Here is a 13,564-nt window from a genome sequence, read left to right as displayed (position 1 = left end):
ACGATGGAGCAAGCGATGACCGCGCACCGTAAATCCAGCGGCGAGACCGCCGCCAATTTCGCTCGCCGCCACATCGGCCCCTCCGCGCGCGATGTCACCGCAATGTTAGAGACGGTCGGCGCCAAAAGCGTCGACGCGCTGATGGCGGAAACGCTCCCCAGTTCGATCCGGCAGGCCGCCCCGCTCGATCTCGGCAAGCCGCTGAGCGAGACCGAGGCGATCGCGCATATGGCCGAGCTCGCACGGCAGAACCAGGTCTTCACCTCGCTGATCGGCCAAGGCTATTCCGGCACGATTTTGCCCGCGGTGATCCAGCGCAATATCCTGGAGAACCCGGCCTGGTACACGGCCTACACGCCCTACCAGCCCGAGATCAGCCAGGGCCGGCTGGAAGCGCTGTTCAATTTCCAGACCATGATCTGCGATCTCACCGGGCTCGACGTCGCCAACGCCTCGCTGCTTGACGAGGCGACCGCGGCGGCCGAAGCCATGGCGCTCGCCGAGCGGCATTCGAAGGTCGAAGCAAAGGCCTTCTTCGTCGACAAGGACGTGCATCCGCAGACGTTGGCTGTGATGCGCACCCGCGCCGAGCCGCTCGGCTGGACTCTGGTCGTCGGCGATCCGCTCACCGATCTCGACAAGGCGGACGTGCTCGGTGCGCTGCTGCAATATCCTGGAACTTCCGGCGCCTTGCGCGACCTCCGGCCCGCGATCGCGGCGCTGAAGGCCAAGGGCGCGCTTGCGATCGTTGCGGCCGATCTGCTGGCGCTGACGCTGATTGCTTCGCCCGGCGAGCTCGGTGCCGACATCGCTGTTGGTTCGGCGCAGCGCTTTGGCGTGCCGATGGGTTATGGCGGACCGCACGCGGCCTATATGGCGGTGCGCGATGCGCTGAAGCGCTCGCTGCCCGGCCGCATCGTCGGCCTCTCCGTGGATTCCCGCGGTGCCCCCGCCTATCGCCTCGCGCTGCAGACCCGCGAGCAGCACATCCGCCGCGAGAAGGCGACCTCCAACATCTGCACCGCGCAGGTGCTGCTCGCCGTGATCGCCGCGATGTATGCGACCTATCACGGCCCCGAGGGCCTCACGCAGATCGCGCGTACTGTCCATCGCCGCACCGCGGTGCTTGCCGCGGGCTTGCGCAAGCTCGGTTTTGCGCCTGATAGCGATACCTTCTTCGACACGCTCAGCGTCGATGCGGGCGCCAAGCGCACTGAGATCGTCGCGCGCGCAGCTGCCGAGAAGATCAATCTCGGTGTTGGTGACGCGAGCTTGCGCATCGCGCTCGACGAGACCACGACGCCGGCGACGGTCGAAGCCGTCTGGCGCGCCTTCGGCGGCACGCTTGCCTACGCCGAGTTAGATGCCACCACGCGCGAGGCGCTGCCGGACGATCTGAAGCGCACCACGACGTTCCTCACCCATCCGGTGTTCCACGCGCATCGCTCGGAGACCGAGATGCTGCGCTACATGCGCAAGCTCAGTGATCGCGACCTCGCGCTCGACCGCGCCATGATCCCGCTGGGCTCCTGCACGATGAAGCTGAACGCGACCACCGAGATGATGTCGCTGACCTGGCCGGAATTCGGCAACCTTCACCCGTTCGCCCCGCGCGAGCAGGCCGCCGGCTATCACGCGCTGTTCGCGCGGCTGGAAAAATGGCTGTGCGACATCACCGGTTATGACGCGATCTCGCTGCAGCCGAATTCGGGCGCGCAAGGCGAATATGCGGGCCTGCTCGCGATCCGCGCCTATCACGCGGCGCGTGGAGAGAGCCACCGCAAGATCTGCCTGATCCCCTCCTCTGCCCACGGCACCAACCCGGCCTCGGCCGCGATGGTCGGCATGGACGTGGTGGTGGTCGCCTGCGAGAAGAATGGCGACGTCGACGTCAACGATCTCCGTGCCAAGGCGGAACAGCATTCGAACGATCTTGCCGCTGTGATGATCACCTATCCCTCGACCCATGGTGTGTTCGAGGAGCATATCAAGGAGATCTGCGACATCGTCCACGGCCATGGCGGCCAGGTGTATCTCGACGGCGCCAACCTCAACGCACAGGTCGGCCTCAGCAGGCCTGGCGATTACGGCGCCGATGTCAGCCATCTCAACCTGCACAAGACCTTCTGCATCCCGCATGGCGGCGGCGGCCCCGGCATGGGCCCGATCGGCGTGAAGGCGCATCTGGCGCCGTTCCTGCCCGGTCATCCCGCAACTCAGGCTGACGCACCCGTGGGTCCGGTTTCAGCCGCGCCGTTCGGCTCAGCCTCGATCCTCACGATCTCCTACATCTACATCCTGATGATGGGCGGCGAAGGATTGAAGCGCGCCACCGAGATCGCGATCCTCAATGCCAATTACATCGCCGCGCGCCTCGATGCGCATTTCCCGGTGCTTTACAAGAACGAGAAGGGCCGCGTCGCGCATGAGTGCATCGTCGATCCCCGTCCGTTGAAGACGACCTCGGGCGTCACCGTCGACGACATCGCAAAGCGCCTGATCGATTACGGCTTCCATGCGCCCACCATGAGCTTCCCGGTGCCGGGCACGCTGATGATCGAGCCAACCGAGTCGGAATCGAAGGCGGAGTTGGATCGCTTCTGCGATGCCATGATCGCGATCCGGAAAGAAATCGCCGAGGTCGAGGCCGGCCGCTTCAAGATCGAGGCATCGCCGCTGCGTCACGCCCCGCACACCGTGCACGACATCGCAGACGACGATTGGAAGCGCGCCTACGCCCGCAGCGAGGGCTGCTTCCCCGATGGCGTCTCGCGCACCGACAAATATTGGTGCCCCGTCGGCCGCGTCGACAACGTCTATGGCGACCGCAACCTCGTGTGCTCCTGCCCGCCGGTGAGCGATTACGCGGAAGCTGCGGAGTAAGATGCGGCGTAGGTCTCTCAAGGGTCGGCAAAGCGGAGCGTGCCCACGACCTCTAGATTGTTGAAGTATGGTGGGCACGGCGCTTGCGCGCCTTTGCCCACCCGACGCTACGGTCTTGAATGCGCCTCTAAGGCGCAACCAAAACTTCGGCTTTCGCGATCCCACCGCCATAGCCGCTCGTTGGTCAGAAGCGTGCCGCCCCACCAGCGCCTGATCGGGTTGTGACGGCGAAAATCCTCCCGGCCATCCAGAACCGCGCGACCAAACTCCGTCAGCGACAGCCGGCTTCGGCGATAGGCGGCATTGCGACCTCTCGCATCGTGCCGTGGGAGGGTTGCAAGTTTCGGATCGAGACCGGCAATCGCTGGCATCGGGTCAGAGGCGAGCCCTTCAAGCAACGGACCGAGCTCCCACTGGTCGAATACGCGCGTGTCGAGCAGCCCGCCCGGCTCAAATAGCTCCTTGGTGCGATTGTGCCCCTTCGCGATTAAATCGAGCAGTTGCGTTTCCGTCGCGCCCAGCCCGGTGCCTGGAGACGGCAGCTCTGCCAACAATTCTTCCATCGCCGGCTTCAGGAAGGGGAGCGTGGGAAACTCCCGATTGAGCAACCCGAAACAGAGCTCCGGCGTTGGCGCACGGTAGGCCTCCCAGGCGATACGGGCGTCCTCGAAGTCGGGCTCTGCGATGTCCAATTGCCGGATGGTGTGATCGCGAAGCCTGTCGGCGTCTGCTCCGAGCAAATCGAAATCGACCAGTCGCAGCTTTGTACGCTCGGCCGCAGGGCTCGGAACGGAGATAGTCGAGGATCCAGATCAGTTGCAATTAATTGCTCGGGCTGGGATCAAACCACAGCTCGATCTCTTCGACGCCATAGGCCTCGCAGAACCAGACCAGTCCGAGCTCCTTGTGCGCGAGACCGCTCTTGGGCGACCGCGCGACAAGGTCGGACCAACGTACTTCCGGGTCGCCTCTGAAATAGCCTCCTGTGAGGTACTCCCCAAGGTGGTGCGACGTAGGCAGCGGGCCCCAGACAAATCGAAAGATCAGCGGGACGACCATGTCCGCGCGATCCGCGTAGGTGAGACCGACGCCGGACGGACTGGTCAGGATGACGCGTTTCATGGCCCCCGTGACCTACTCCAAAACGAGACGCAATCGCCTCTCAAAATCGATACTTAGAACCTCGAGCAATGCACATTAAGTCGGCGCGACCAACATGCGGCGTTGCGAGTCCCAGCGCCACGGTGGTTCGTTGGCGAGAACGCCTGGAGACGGTAGTGGTCCCCATGCAAAACGGAAGAAGAACGGAATCACGACGTCGGCACGATCTGCCAACATGAGGCAAAGGCCTGCCGAACTGGTCAAGATCAGACGCTTCATCGCACCATCCGACCGCTACATCACAAAACGAAACGGGCACTGACGACGTCGGCAACTCAACGTCCTCAGCGCCCGCTCCTCGCGAAAACTTTTCGGTCTAAGGCTTACTCGTCCGTCGGCTCTTCGCCGTCGGCGTCGCGCTCGGGCGTGCCGGCCAGGATCTGCTCGGCGATCAGGCCGGAGTTCTGGCGGATCGCGGTCTCGATCTTGGCGGTGATGTCGGGGTTGGCCTTCAAAAACGCTTTCGAGTTTTCGCGGCCCTGACCGAGACGCTGGCTGTCATAGGAGAACCAGGCACCGGATTTTTCCACGAGGCCGGCCTTGACGCCGAGGTCGAGAATCTCGCCCATCTTGGAGACGCCTTCGCCGTACATGATGTCGAACTCGACCTGCTTGAACGGCGGCGCCAGCTTGTTCTTCACCACCTTGACGCGGGTGGTGTTGCCAACCACTTCGTCGCGCTCCTTGATCGCGCCGATGCGGCGGATGTCGAGGCGGACGGAGGCATAGAATTTCAGCGCGTTGCCGCCGGTCGTGGTCTCGGGCGAGCCGTACATCACACCGATCTTCATGCGGATCTGGTTGATGAAGATCACCATGGTGTTGGACTTGTTGATCGAGGCCGTCAGCTTGCGCAGCGCCTGGCTCATCAGACGGGCCTGCAGGCCCGGCAGCGCATCGCCCATCTCGCCCTCGAGTTCGGCCTTCGGCACCAGCGCCGCGACCGAATCGATCACCAGCACGTCCACCGCACCCGAGCGCACCAGCGTGTCGCAGATTTCCAGCGCCTGCTCGCCGGTGTCAGGCTGGGAGATCAGCAGCTCGTCGATGTTGACCCCCAGCTTGCGGGCATAGACCGGGTCGAGCGCGTGCTCGGCGTCGATGAAGGCGCAGATGCCGCCCTTCTTCTGGGCTTCCGCCACCGTGTGCAGCGCCAGCGTCGTCTTGCCCGAGGATTCCGGACCGTAGATCTCGACGATACGCCCCTTCGGAAGGCCGCCGATGCCAAGTGCGATATCCAGCCCGAGCGAGCCTGACGACACCGCCTCGATGTCCATGGACCGGTCGTTCTTGCCGAGCTTCATCACCGAGCCCTTGCCGAACTGACGCTCGATCTGGGAGAGCGCGGCAGCCAGAGCTTTACTCTTGTCCATGGAGGATCCTTCGACGATACGCAGGGCAGTGGTGGACATTGGGTCGTGCTCCTTATGGCGAGGATTCGCGTGTGGGACAAACGATTGGCGCGGCGGGTCGTCGATAAAAATACCGTACACTATTTGTTCTCAGTTCGCAATATGTTCTTTTGTGAATCTGGGCGCTGGCCTGTCGGCCAGTACCTGAATCTGGGGCCTGCCCGTATTTGACCCCGGGTATCCGAAGTTAAATCTTGGGCAATGCCTTCCTGTTCACGGCCGGAATTGCGGTTGGCAAAAGCGCCAGCCCAAACGACCAGATCAATCCGCCTCTGCGGGTGTCGGAATCGAAAGGGGCCACCTCGCGGTAGCCCCTTGCCGGTTGCAATAATTGTTCGGGATAAAATGCCAGCCCCGGCCCACGTATTTCTACCGAGAACGCTGAGGATGTGGAGTCCGGGAAAATGCGGTGTTCCACTACCGGAACTTCGAGTGTCCTGATTTCCCGAATGACTGTTCGAATGAGGACAGCACCAGATTTGAGGCGATTTTGACCGCTGGGAATTCCCGGTTTCGGATTTGTGAGTGTTCCCAAGGCGAGACGCGACCCATACTGGGCGCATGGTCATGAACGCGCTGAAGGTAGTCACCTCTGCCGGCCTCGTGTTCGTCACGGGCGGGGCTTGGCCTTATGCCCGTTATGGAGCGGCCATCTCCATTGGCCTGTGCATCGCGGCGGCAGTCGTTCTACACGTCGTTGCGCCCTGACCCTCCCTCAATTGACGGCGGCCGGGCGCTTCGCATCCCCGAGAATCAACAGCAGCAGAGGCGCCAAGGGCCCGACCGCGACGGCAACCAAAAGCCACACCCGCGACGACCTGTTGCGCTCGCGCGCCATCGCGCCTGCGAGCGGGATCGATCCAAGCGAGATGATGATAAAAAGCCAGAAGCCCATGAACCGTCTCCGATGACCATCTCCATGATCGTCGCCGAGGCGACGCGATACGATAGCATGGAAGCAATGAGACGCTCCTGCCCCTCCGCAAAATGTGAGGTCACGCCTCCGCACCCGAGGATGATGCTCATCAAGGACGCAGCGCGGTTCTGCCGTCCGCAATCCTTCGGCACAGAACTTTTCCGTGGCCGCGGGCTTTCCTTGAGAACGGCGCCGCGACAGTTGGGGATCGGATCATGACGGAAGATGCGCACCGCGATGCGAGCAGGCGCAACCCACTGCTCGAGACCGCGCTCGAGGAGATGCTGAAGTTCGAGCGCAGGGAAAGCGAGTTCCGCAAGAAGGACCGCGAGGAACGCGCCGCCGATCTCCATCTGCCCCTGGACGAGATCAGGGTGCACTGAGGAAAGGCCAAGAAGCGGCCAAGCAACGGCCAAGACGAGACAGGCCGCGGCCTACTGTGCATGGGGGTTGTTTTCGCCAGTTCTGGCGACGCGTCCCGGCCGGGCCTCGCTACATCAGCGCCAGCAGCACGATGCCGATCACCAACACCACGAAGCCAGCCGCCGTCGCGGCGGCGAATGACCGCTCAACCTTGTCCATGATGCCACCCCGCTATCGGCGCGCCACGTATCCCCCATGGCTTCGCCGTGCGCGGAGAGTGTCGCCAACGCTTGTGTCTGAAGTTGTGCGCGGAGATGTCTGAATTGGGACGCGCGGGTCCGATCGCAAGGTTCGCGCAAGCCTCGCGTGAGGCAACTGTAAGCCGAATGCTCTAGCGTCGGTTTGCCCGGTGGACCAACACCGGGCCCCCATACCCAGTCGACCCCGCTCGGCCCGAGCGGGGTCTTCGTTTTTGGCGGACGCGTTGCGGTGCCGGCTCATGGCGGAAGTTCGGTGTGTGGAATTCGACTGTGCTCGGGGATGTCAGGCTGTCGTAAGCTGAGCGGGCTACGGTCATTCGGCTATGGTGTTGCAGCCCAGCACCTCAGCCTCCAATAACCTTCTGCCCGCCCGGCTCTCCCCTGGCGGGTTTTTTTTGCATGTGAGTCCATGTCGCGCGCGCTTCAGGCGACGTCGGCGCGGTGCGTTTGCCAGCCACGCCTGTCCTTGGCGGGGGTGCGATCGTCATGGCTTGCCAGGCCTTCGAAACGCCAGAAGGTGACGACGCTGGTCCCGCCACACTGCTCGCAGACGAGGTTCTCGTCACCGAGCTTGAAGCGTCCACGCTTGTACACATCCGAAGAAGCCGGCTGCTGGCATTGCGGACAGACCAAGGGGAGATGTCTTGCACCCCAACGCTGAGCGAGATGTCTGAGCCAGATCACGTCTTCCTCTTGCACGACACGCGGGTCCCGGTCGTCCAGACTCACCAGATCATAATCGCAGCGCACGCAAAAGTGGAAATGTGAGGCGCGTGCGCATTTGCTGCGAAGGTCGTAGACTTACACATTGTGCACAAGAAAGTTCTCACGGGGCCGGCCGCGGCGGTTCCGCGACCGCCTTGGCTCGCCCGCGATGGAACCGCGGATTCGCCGCCAATTCGGCGTCTTTTTCCGTGGTTCTCCTGCCGTGAACAGAGTTCCTGGCTGTAGGGCCGATATCGGCCCTGGTACGCGGGCACCCGGCCGGGACACGGTTCCGCCGTGCCTGCAACGCGATCATCGGCCCCGACTTTCGGAATCTGATTTCGCATGCTTCGAACTGCGCGCGCTTTCGGGATTTTCGTGAATTTTCCTCGACTTAACGGCAAATTTCGCTTGTCGGCGGAATATTCTCACGCCCAACATGTTTGCGGACATGGATGGGTGAATCGTGGAGGTGACCATGAATCACAGGGGCGTAGAGTTCACGGTTGCAAAGACGGCGATCCCGGGTGTCTGGCAATGGCAGTTCCGGATTGGCGACGAAACCAAGACGGGCAAGACCGAGACGAAGATCGACCTCCTGGCCATCCGTCGGGTGCAACTGCGCATCGACCGGGAACTGAAGGCCATCGGGCGGAAGACGGCCTGAACCGATCGGGTTGGCCACAACCGGGACGACTAGTCCGCGCTGGGCAACCGCCGCATGGTGAATTCGATCTCGCCGCCGGGCAATTCGCGCCAAGTCTCGACCTCGCTCATGTAACCGGCCTTCGGATAGCGCGCGAAAAAGGCCTTCGCCTTTGCCCGTGCCGCGTCGCGCGGCAGGGTGAACTTCTCGCGCAGATAGCCGTCGCCGGCCGGGTCGCCCGAGCCGGCCGCCGGTTTGCGCCGGCGCGCCATCCGCTCGGCGAGGTCCCGCGGGCGATCCGCCATATCCTGGCTCCTCAACGCAACACTGCGAAGGAATGTAGGATCCGTATCCGGCGAACGGGAGTCCCGCCGGACGGCCAGCCCGCCGTTGGCGCCAAGATCAATTGGCGGCCGTTCCGGCCTTGGGCTTCTTGGGTGCACCGGTAGCGGCCGCGGCCTTCGGTGCGGGTTGCTTCGGCGGGTCGGCGCGCATTCCGCCCCAGGGATCGCTGGACGCCTTGGCATCCGGAATCTTCCTCAGCGTTTCCTTGTAGGCCTTGTCGCGCGCGGCATCCGCGGCCTTTTCGTCATCGGTCTTGGAGGGGCCATCGGCCATCAGATTGATATGGGGCGCGTCCTGCGCGAAGGCCGGTCCAACCACCAGCGCCAGCACCGCCACCATACGGAAAAGCTTCATCACTCACTCCTTGATCATGGATCGAAGGGGCGGATACCACACCCTGCCCGTCTTCGCAGCTCCGAGCGCCGCTTCAACCCGCTAGAGCCGATCCGATCTGCACGATTTCGGCCCATGGAGCCAGTCGTCCCAAATCGGGCCGCACTTGGTGCAGCCGTTCAGTGCCAGACCAAGCGCGGCCAGGCAGAATATCAGGACACATCGACGCAACATCGTCCACCCGCTCCCAAGCATGGCATCATATCGGGCGAAGTCAGGCATTTTCAAGCCGACCGCCGCAGTGACTTTACCGCGCCCAAGCGCGCAGAGTGGACGAAACATCCGGCAACACAGGAGGGAACGACCGCAATGCCATCACAGCCAGAAGCCGAGTTCGGCATCGCCGAGGCCAGACGCATCCTCGGCGAGGTCTTTGCGCCCTGGGTCCAGGATCTCAACCTCTCCGTCGAGCGCATCGAGCACACGCCGCCAGCGGATGCGCCGGACTGGCAGCCCGGCGCGCTGCTCCGCATGCCGTTCTCGGAGAAGCTGTGCCGCAACGGTGGCGTTGTCTGCGGCCAGGCCTTGATGGCGCTGGCCGACACCGCGGTGGTGATCGCGAATCTCGCGGCCAACAGAGGCTATCGTCCGATGACGACGGTGGACCAGACCACGCATTTCATGCGCGCGGTCGCCTCCTCGGACGTGCTGGCTGATGCGCGCGTAGTGCGGCTCGGACGTACCATGAGCTTCGGCCGCGTCACCCTGCTATCCGCCACCGACAACAAGCAGGTTGCGATGGTGTCGAGCGCGTTCGCGATGCTGCCGGGCTGAGCATCATCCGAAACGAAGAGAGCCGCATGAGCGCGAAGCGTACGGCGGCTCTCGGTGACAGTGATGTCGAAGCGAGATGTCGAAGCGAGAGGCCGAGGTGAGATCGCAATCTTGCCTCGGCCAGCTCGCTTCAAGAACTACTTGCCGAGAATTTCGTCAGCCGCGGTGACGACGCTGACGGTCGGATTCTTTCCGCAATAGGCACCGAACTTCTTGGCGTTCTCGATGAACACGTCGGTGTCGATGATCGCGTTGTCCTCGTCACCCTTGTACCAGCCGTCCATCCAGGTCAGCACGACCCCGATGTTGTCCTCGCCGCTCTCGAGGAACTGCTTGCAGGTCATGGTCGAGAGATCCCACTTGACAGCGTGGGCGGGCATCGATGTCAGCGAGAGCGCTGCGGCGAACAAAAGCGAAAGCGTGGTCTTCATCGGAATCTCCATCGGCGCATAACGCCATAAAAGAAAGGCCTGGGGCAAAACTCGGCGGGAAGTGACTTGCCGCCTCAACGTCGTAAACGAAGTCTGAAGCGTTGTGCAAGTAGCGCCAGTATTGAATTCATATCAACGCAATTTCTATGCGCTATTTCACAATCATCGTTTTGGATTAACGCGGATGATCGAGAAGCGTGCAACTCAACGTCACCGGGTTTTCAAGGGTGGTACGGTCACCTTTGAAGGCAGCGGAGTGGCTTGCACGGTGCGCAACATCTCGGACAGCGGTGCCGCGATCGACCTTGAAAACCCTGGTTTATTGCCGCACGCGTTCACGCTGTCGATTTCATGCGACAATTTCGTGCGGAATTGCCGCGCGGTGTGGCGAAACGACAGGCGCGTCGGCCTCGCCTTCATGCAATAGCGCGCACGATGTGAATGACCGTTCGCACAATACGCACGCAAACATCACGTTGATCGGATACGGCGCCGTCGACGCCAGCGCAAAGCCACGATCGCCAGCGTGACGATCGCGAGCGCGGTCGCCAACGATCCCGAAAAAAATCGCCCGCCAGGGCGATCGATCGTGCGCGACCGCAATGACGGCGCCTCGCCCGGACGCGCCAGACGAAACGCCACGAGGCTGTCGCCGATCGAGGTACCGGCTTCGGAATGGCCGCCGGCGCCAATCGCGACATATTGCTCGCCCTTCCAGACATAGGTCATGGGATTGGCAACGCCGGGCACCGGCAGCCGTCCCTGCCACAGCTCGCATCCGCTGCGCGCATCGAAGGCACACAGATAGGGGTCCATCGCGCCAGTGAAAACAAGGCCAGCTGCAGTCACCGCGAGCCCGTTGACCAGCGGCGCGCCGAACCGCAGCAGCATGCCGAGCGGCGCCAAATCCTCGGTGGTGCCGACGGTCGAACGCCAGACAATCTTGCCGGCCTTCACGTCGACCGCGACCATCTCTCCCCACGGCGGCTTGTTGCAGAGCAACCCAAACGGCGACGTCACCACCGCACGCGACATCGCAAAGGGCGCGCCTTTTTGCTGGCCGAAATCATGATCAGGCGGCGGACTGAATCCGGCGGCCTCCGCGCGCGGGATCAGCTTGATGAGATGAACGGCACGGCTCGTGTTGGCGTAGAGAATCTAGTTGACCGGATCAAACGCAGCGCTGCCCCAGTTGGCAGATCCCTCTGGCGCAGAATCGTCGGCCCAGTGGGTGACACCGCGGCAGACATAGCGATTGGCTGGACGCTGGCTGATGCCGATCTTCGGATCATAGCGCCACTATTGCACGCCTGTGCCGGGACCGAGGGCGATCACCTCATTGAAGGGCGCGCAGAAGATCAGACTGTCCTCGACGAACAGGAGCGTCGCCTCGAACTTGGTTCGCCGCATCACTTCAGGCGGTCGCGCCGCGATATCGCCGGTGTGGAATTCTAAGGCGCGGACGAGTTGGCCGACATTGGCGGTCTCGCGCAAGGGCGAAAAGCGCGAACCGCCGGGATCGCCACCCCAACTCTCCCAGGCGAGACATGGCCGAACCGCAAGGATCAGGACGAGGCCGATCAGATAGCGCAACCGCCCCGCCACCACCCGCCTCACTATTTCGACTTCTTGACGGGTTCGCTCGGACGCGCCCGCTCCAGGGGTCATACTTTTCCTTGGACTGTGGAATGCGCTCGAGCGCGGCCTTGTAGGCATTCTCGTCGACCTTGGGCTTGTTATCGGCCTTCTCGCCGCTTCATTGGAATGGCGCCGGCCGCCGCCCATCTGCGCCTGCGCCGAAGCAGCCATCAGCGCCAGCACCAAGGCCGCCATGATCAAAATCCTCATTGGCGCGATCCCCCTCATCTGGGGTACAAACCAGCCTACAGTCCGATAATAGCCAACGCGGCGAGTGCCAGCCCTTCAGCAAATGTTGATCGGGCAGGACTTCGTCCCGACGAATTCGCGCCTATCTGTTGGCCCGCGGGGGGACCTTCACGAATGTTGCGGATTGTTGCTCATGTGGCGCTGCTGGCCTGCGGGCTCGCGCTCGGTGCGTGCGGCTTTGCTGACAGCCGCGCGCCGGTGCCAGAGTTCATGCGCATCAAGGAGGCCGAACAGCCGCCGCCCGAACCGCCGCCGGATGTCAAGCGCGTGGTCCGCGAGCAGATTGATGTGGTCTTTCTCAACACATCCTATCCGCGCGAGGTACAGGTCGCCCTGCCCCATCACGAGGTCCGCGGATCGGGCTGGACGGCCTGTGTCCGCGCACAACTCACCTCCGCCACCGGCTCGGCACTGGGCACCCAGACCTACGTCGTCACGATATCGGGCGGAAAGGTCATCGACCGGCGGCGCGCGGAAGCAGATGACATCTGCGGGTCGGAAGCCTACCAGCCGATCTAGCGAAGCACCGGGCCACACAACAATTCGGTTCCGGGAAAAACCTGTAATTCAGCCGGAACGATCGCGGCCTCCCATTCTTGTTACCGCCGAGGGCAGTTTCGGAGGAGGACAGGATGAGGTTGTTCACGATTGCACTGCTGGCCGGTGTCGGCGCTCTCGCAGCGGGAAGCGGCGCGAAGGCTGCGGATCTCTACACGACCAGCGAATACGCCAGCCCCGATCTCATGCAGGAAGTGCGGCTCGTCTGCGATGACGCCGGCAATTGCTATCGCACGCATGGCGGTGCGCGCGTGATCGTGCGCGATTCCTATAATGCGATGCCACGCGAGCGCTATTACGAGCGCCGCACTTATCGTCGTGACTGGGACGATGGTCCCCGCGCCGGCGTCGGCATTCGCGCGCCCGGCGTGAGCGTGGGCGTCGGTGTCGGCGACGACCGCTGGTAGTCCAGACAGTGTGGACGGGACCGGACGAGACGACTCGCCCGGTCCCGTTCGTATGCGTCAGGCGGCGACCGCCTGCTGTCGGAACTGCTCGTAGGCCGCGATCGCATCCGCGGCATACATCAGCGATGGCCCGCCGCCCATATAGACGGCCATGCCAAGCGCTTCCTCGACCTCTTCGCGTGTCGCAGCGAGCTTGACCAGCGCCTCGATATGAAAGCCGATGCAGCCGTCGCAATGCGCGGCAACGCCGAGCGCGAGCGCAATCAGCTCCTTGGTCTTCTTGTCCAGCACGCCGTCACGCGTGGCCGCCTGGGCGAGTACGGCAAATCCCTTCATCGTGTCGGGAATGTCATCGCGCAGCTTTCTCAGATTGGCAGAGATACTCTTGGTGATATCGACGTAGTTCTTGTCCATCGGACCCTC

The 13,564-nt window shown here is 63.0% G+C and carries 16 protein-coding genes and 2 pseudogenes; 7 read left to right on the top strand and 11 right to left on the bottom strand.

Translation table 11 applies throughout. The features are described 5' to 3' along the window. Positions 1 to 15 precede the first annotated feature (15 nt). Complete coding sequence (gene gcvP, locus XI06_RS03900; RefSeq protein WP_237865675.1) at positions 16 to 2,883, top strand: aminomethyl-transferring glycine dehydrogenase; 2,868 nt, start codon at positions 16 to 18, stop codon at positions 2,881 to 2,883. A gap of 107 nt (positions 2,884 to 2,990) precedes the next feature. Here the strand turns inward: gcvP and XI06_RS03895 are convergent, their stop codons facing one another. The 4 genes from XI06_RS03895 to XI06_RS03880 all read right to left on the bottom strand — a co-directional run bounded on the left by XI06_RS03895 (position 2,991) and on the right by XI06_RS03880 (position 6,351). Next, positions 2,991 to 3,623 carry a hypothetical protein gene (locus XI06_RS03895; protein WP_237865674.1) on the bottom strand — a complete coding sequence of 211 codons (633 nt, stop codon included), beginning with the start codon at positions 3,621 to 3,623 and terminating at the stop codon, positions 2,991 to 2,993. A gap of 82 nt (positions 3,624 to 3,705) precedes the next feature. Beyond that, the gene (locus tag XI06_RS03890; RefSeq protein WP_237865673.1) at positions 3,706 to 4,005 is read right to left on the bottom strand and encodes a hypothetical protein; all 300 of its coding nucleotides are present in this window, start codon (positions 4,003 to 4,005) and stop codon (positions 3,706 to 3,708) included. A 362-nt stretch (positions 4,006 to 4,367) separates the two neighbouring features. Then, positions 4,368 to 5,456 (bottom strand): recombinase RecA, encoded by a 1,089-nt coding sequence (gene recA / locus XI06_RS03885; protein ID WP_237865672.1) that lies wholly within the window; start codon positions 5,454 to 5,456, stop codon positions 4,368 to 4,370. 715 nt (positions 5,457 to 6,171) lie between these two features. After that, entirely contained in the window at positions 6,172 to 6,351 is a 180-nt protein-coding gene (locus tag XI06_RS03880) for a hypothetical protein (protein WP_237865671.1), read from the bottom strand. Between the two features lie 236 nt (positions 6,352 to 6,587). Between XI06_RS03880 and XI06_RS03875 the strand changes: the two genes are divergently transcribed. Beyond that, the gene (locus XI06_RS03875) at positions 6,588 to 6,755 is read left to right on the top strand and encodes a hypothetical protein (RefSeq protein ID WP_237865670.1); all 168 of its coding nucleotides are present in this window, start codon (positions 6,588 to 6,590) and stop codon (positions 6,753 to 6,755) included. A gap of 663 nt (positions 6,756 to 7,418) precedes the next feature. On the opposite strand, the gene XI06_RS03870 is transcribed toward XI06_RS03875, so the two are convergent. Continuing rightward, positions 7,419 to 7,679: a hypothetical protein gene (locus tag XI06_RS03870; protein ID WP_237865669.1), complete on the bottom strand. Its 261-nt coding sequence runs from the start codon at positions 7,677 to 7,679 to the stop codon at positions 7,419 to 7,421. Between the two features lie 499 nt (positions 7,680 to 8,178). Between XI06_RS03870 and XI06_RS03865 the strand changes: the two genes are divergently transcribed. Then, entirely contained in the window at positions 8,179 to 8,367 is a 189-nt protein-coding gene (locus XI06_RS03865) for a hypothetical protein (protein WP_148751438.1), read from the top strand. 29 nt (positions 8,368 to 8,396) lie between these two features. Here XI06_RS03865 and XI06_RS03860 read toward each other — a convergent pair whose 3' ends face one another. Together XI06_RS03860 and XI06_RS03855 are read right to left on the bottom strand one after the other, a co-directional pair. Next, positions 8,397 to 8,651, bottom strand: coding sequence for a hypothetical protein (locus tag XI06_RS03860; RefSeq protein ID WP_237865668.1), 255 nt, complete (start codon positions 8,649 to 8,651; stop codon positions 8,397 to 8,399). Positions 8,652 to 8,748: 97 nt separating this feature from the next. Further along, entirely contained in the window at positions 8,749 to 9,045 is a 297-nt protein-coding gene (locus XI06_RS03855; protein ID WP_237865667.1) for a hypothetical protein, read from the bottom strand. 348 nt (positions 9,046 to 9,393) lie between these two features. Here XI06_RS03855 and XI06_RS03850 point away from each other — a divergent pair, with 348 nt between their 5' ends. After that, a complete protein-coding gene (locus tag XI06_RS03850) occupies positions 9,394 to 9,858 on the top strand; it encodes a PaaI family thioesterase (RefSeq protein ID WP_237872689.1) in 465 nt (154 codons plus the stop codon). 137 nt (positions 9,859 to 9,995) lie between these two features. Here the strand turns inward: XI06_RS03850 and XI06_RS03845 are convergent, their stop codons facing one another. After that, on the bottom strand, positions 9,996 to 10,289 hold the full coding sequence (locus XI06_RS03845) for an HdeA family protein (protein ID WP_237865665.1): 294 nt from the start codon (positions 10,287 to 10,289) through the stop codon (positions 9,996 to 9,998). Positions 10,290 to 10,473: 184 nt separating this feature from the next. On the opposite strand from XI06_RS03845, the gene XI06_RS03840 reads away from it, so the two are divergent. Next, on the top strand, positions 10,474 to 10,716 hold the full coding sequence (locus XI06_RS03840; protein WP_237865664.1) for a PilZ domain-containing protein: 243 nt from the start codon (positions 10,474 to 10,476) through the stop codon (positions 10,714 to 10,716). 44 nt (positions 10,717 to 10,760) lie between these two features. Here the strand turns inward: XI06_RS03840 and XI06_RS03835 are convergent. After that, a pseudogene (locus XI06_RS03835) lies at positions 10,761 to 11,906 on the bottom strand (outer membrane protein assembly factor BamB family protein). Further along, positions 11,906 to 12,137, bottom strand: a pseudogene (locus XI06_RS03830) (hypothetical protein). Before XI06_RS03830 ends, XI06_RS03835 begins: the two co-directional pseudogenes overlap by 1 nt. A gap of 153 nt (positions 12,138 to 12,290) precedes the next feature. Here XI06_RS03830 and XI06_RS03825 point away from each other — a divergent pair. After that, positions 12,291 to 12,695 (top strand): hypothetical protein, encoded by a 405-nt coding sequence (locus XI06_RS03825; protein WP_237865663.1) that lies wholly within the window; start codon positions 12,291 to 12,293, stop codon positions 12,693 to 12,695. Between the two features lie 113 nt (positions 12,696 to 12,808). Further along, on the top strand, positions 12,809 to 13,141 hold the full coding sequence (locus tag XI06_RS03820) for a hypothetical protein (protein ID WP_237865662.1): 333 nt from the start codon (positions 12,809 to 12,811) through the stop codon (positions 13,139 to 13,141). Between the two features lie 57 nt (positions 13,142 to 13,198). On the opposite strand, the gene XI06_RS03815 is transcribed toward XI06_RS03820, so the two are convergent. Next, positions 13,199 to 13,555: a carboxymuconolactone decarboxylase family protein gene (locus XI06_RS03815; RefSeq protein ID WP_237865661.1), complete on the bottom strand. Its 357-nt coding sequence runs from the start codon at positions 13,553 to 13,555 to the stop codon at positions 13,199 to 13,201. Between the last annotated feature and the right edge of the window lie 9 nt (positions 13,556 to 13,564).

Origin of the sequence: Bradyrhizobium sp. CCBAU 11434 (genome assembly GCF_028128895.1) — a bacterium.
Classification (GTDB): Bacteria; Pseudomonadota; Alphaproteobacteria; order Rhizobiales; family Xanthobacteraceae; genus Bradyrhizobium; species Bradyrhizobium zhengyangense.
The sequence above is the reverse complement of the archived record's forward strand: the minus strand, read 5'-3'. Positions and strand labels throughout refer to the sequence as shown.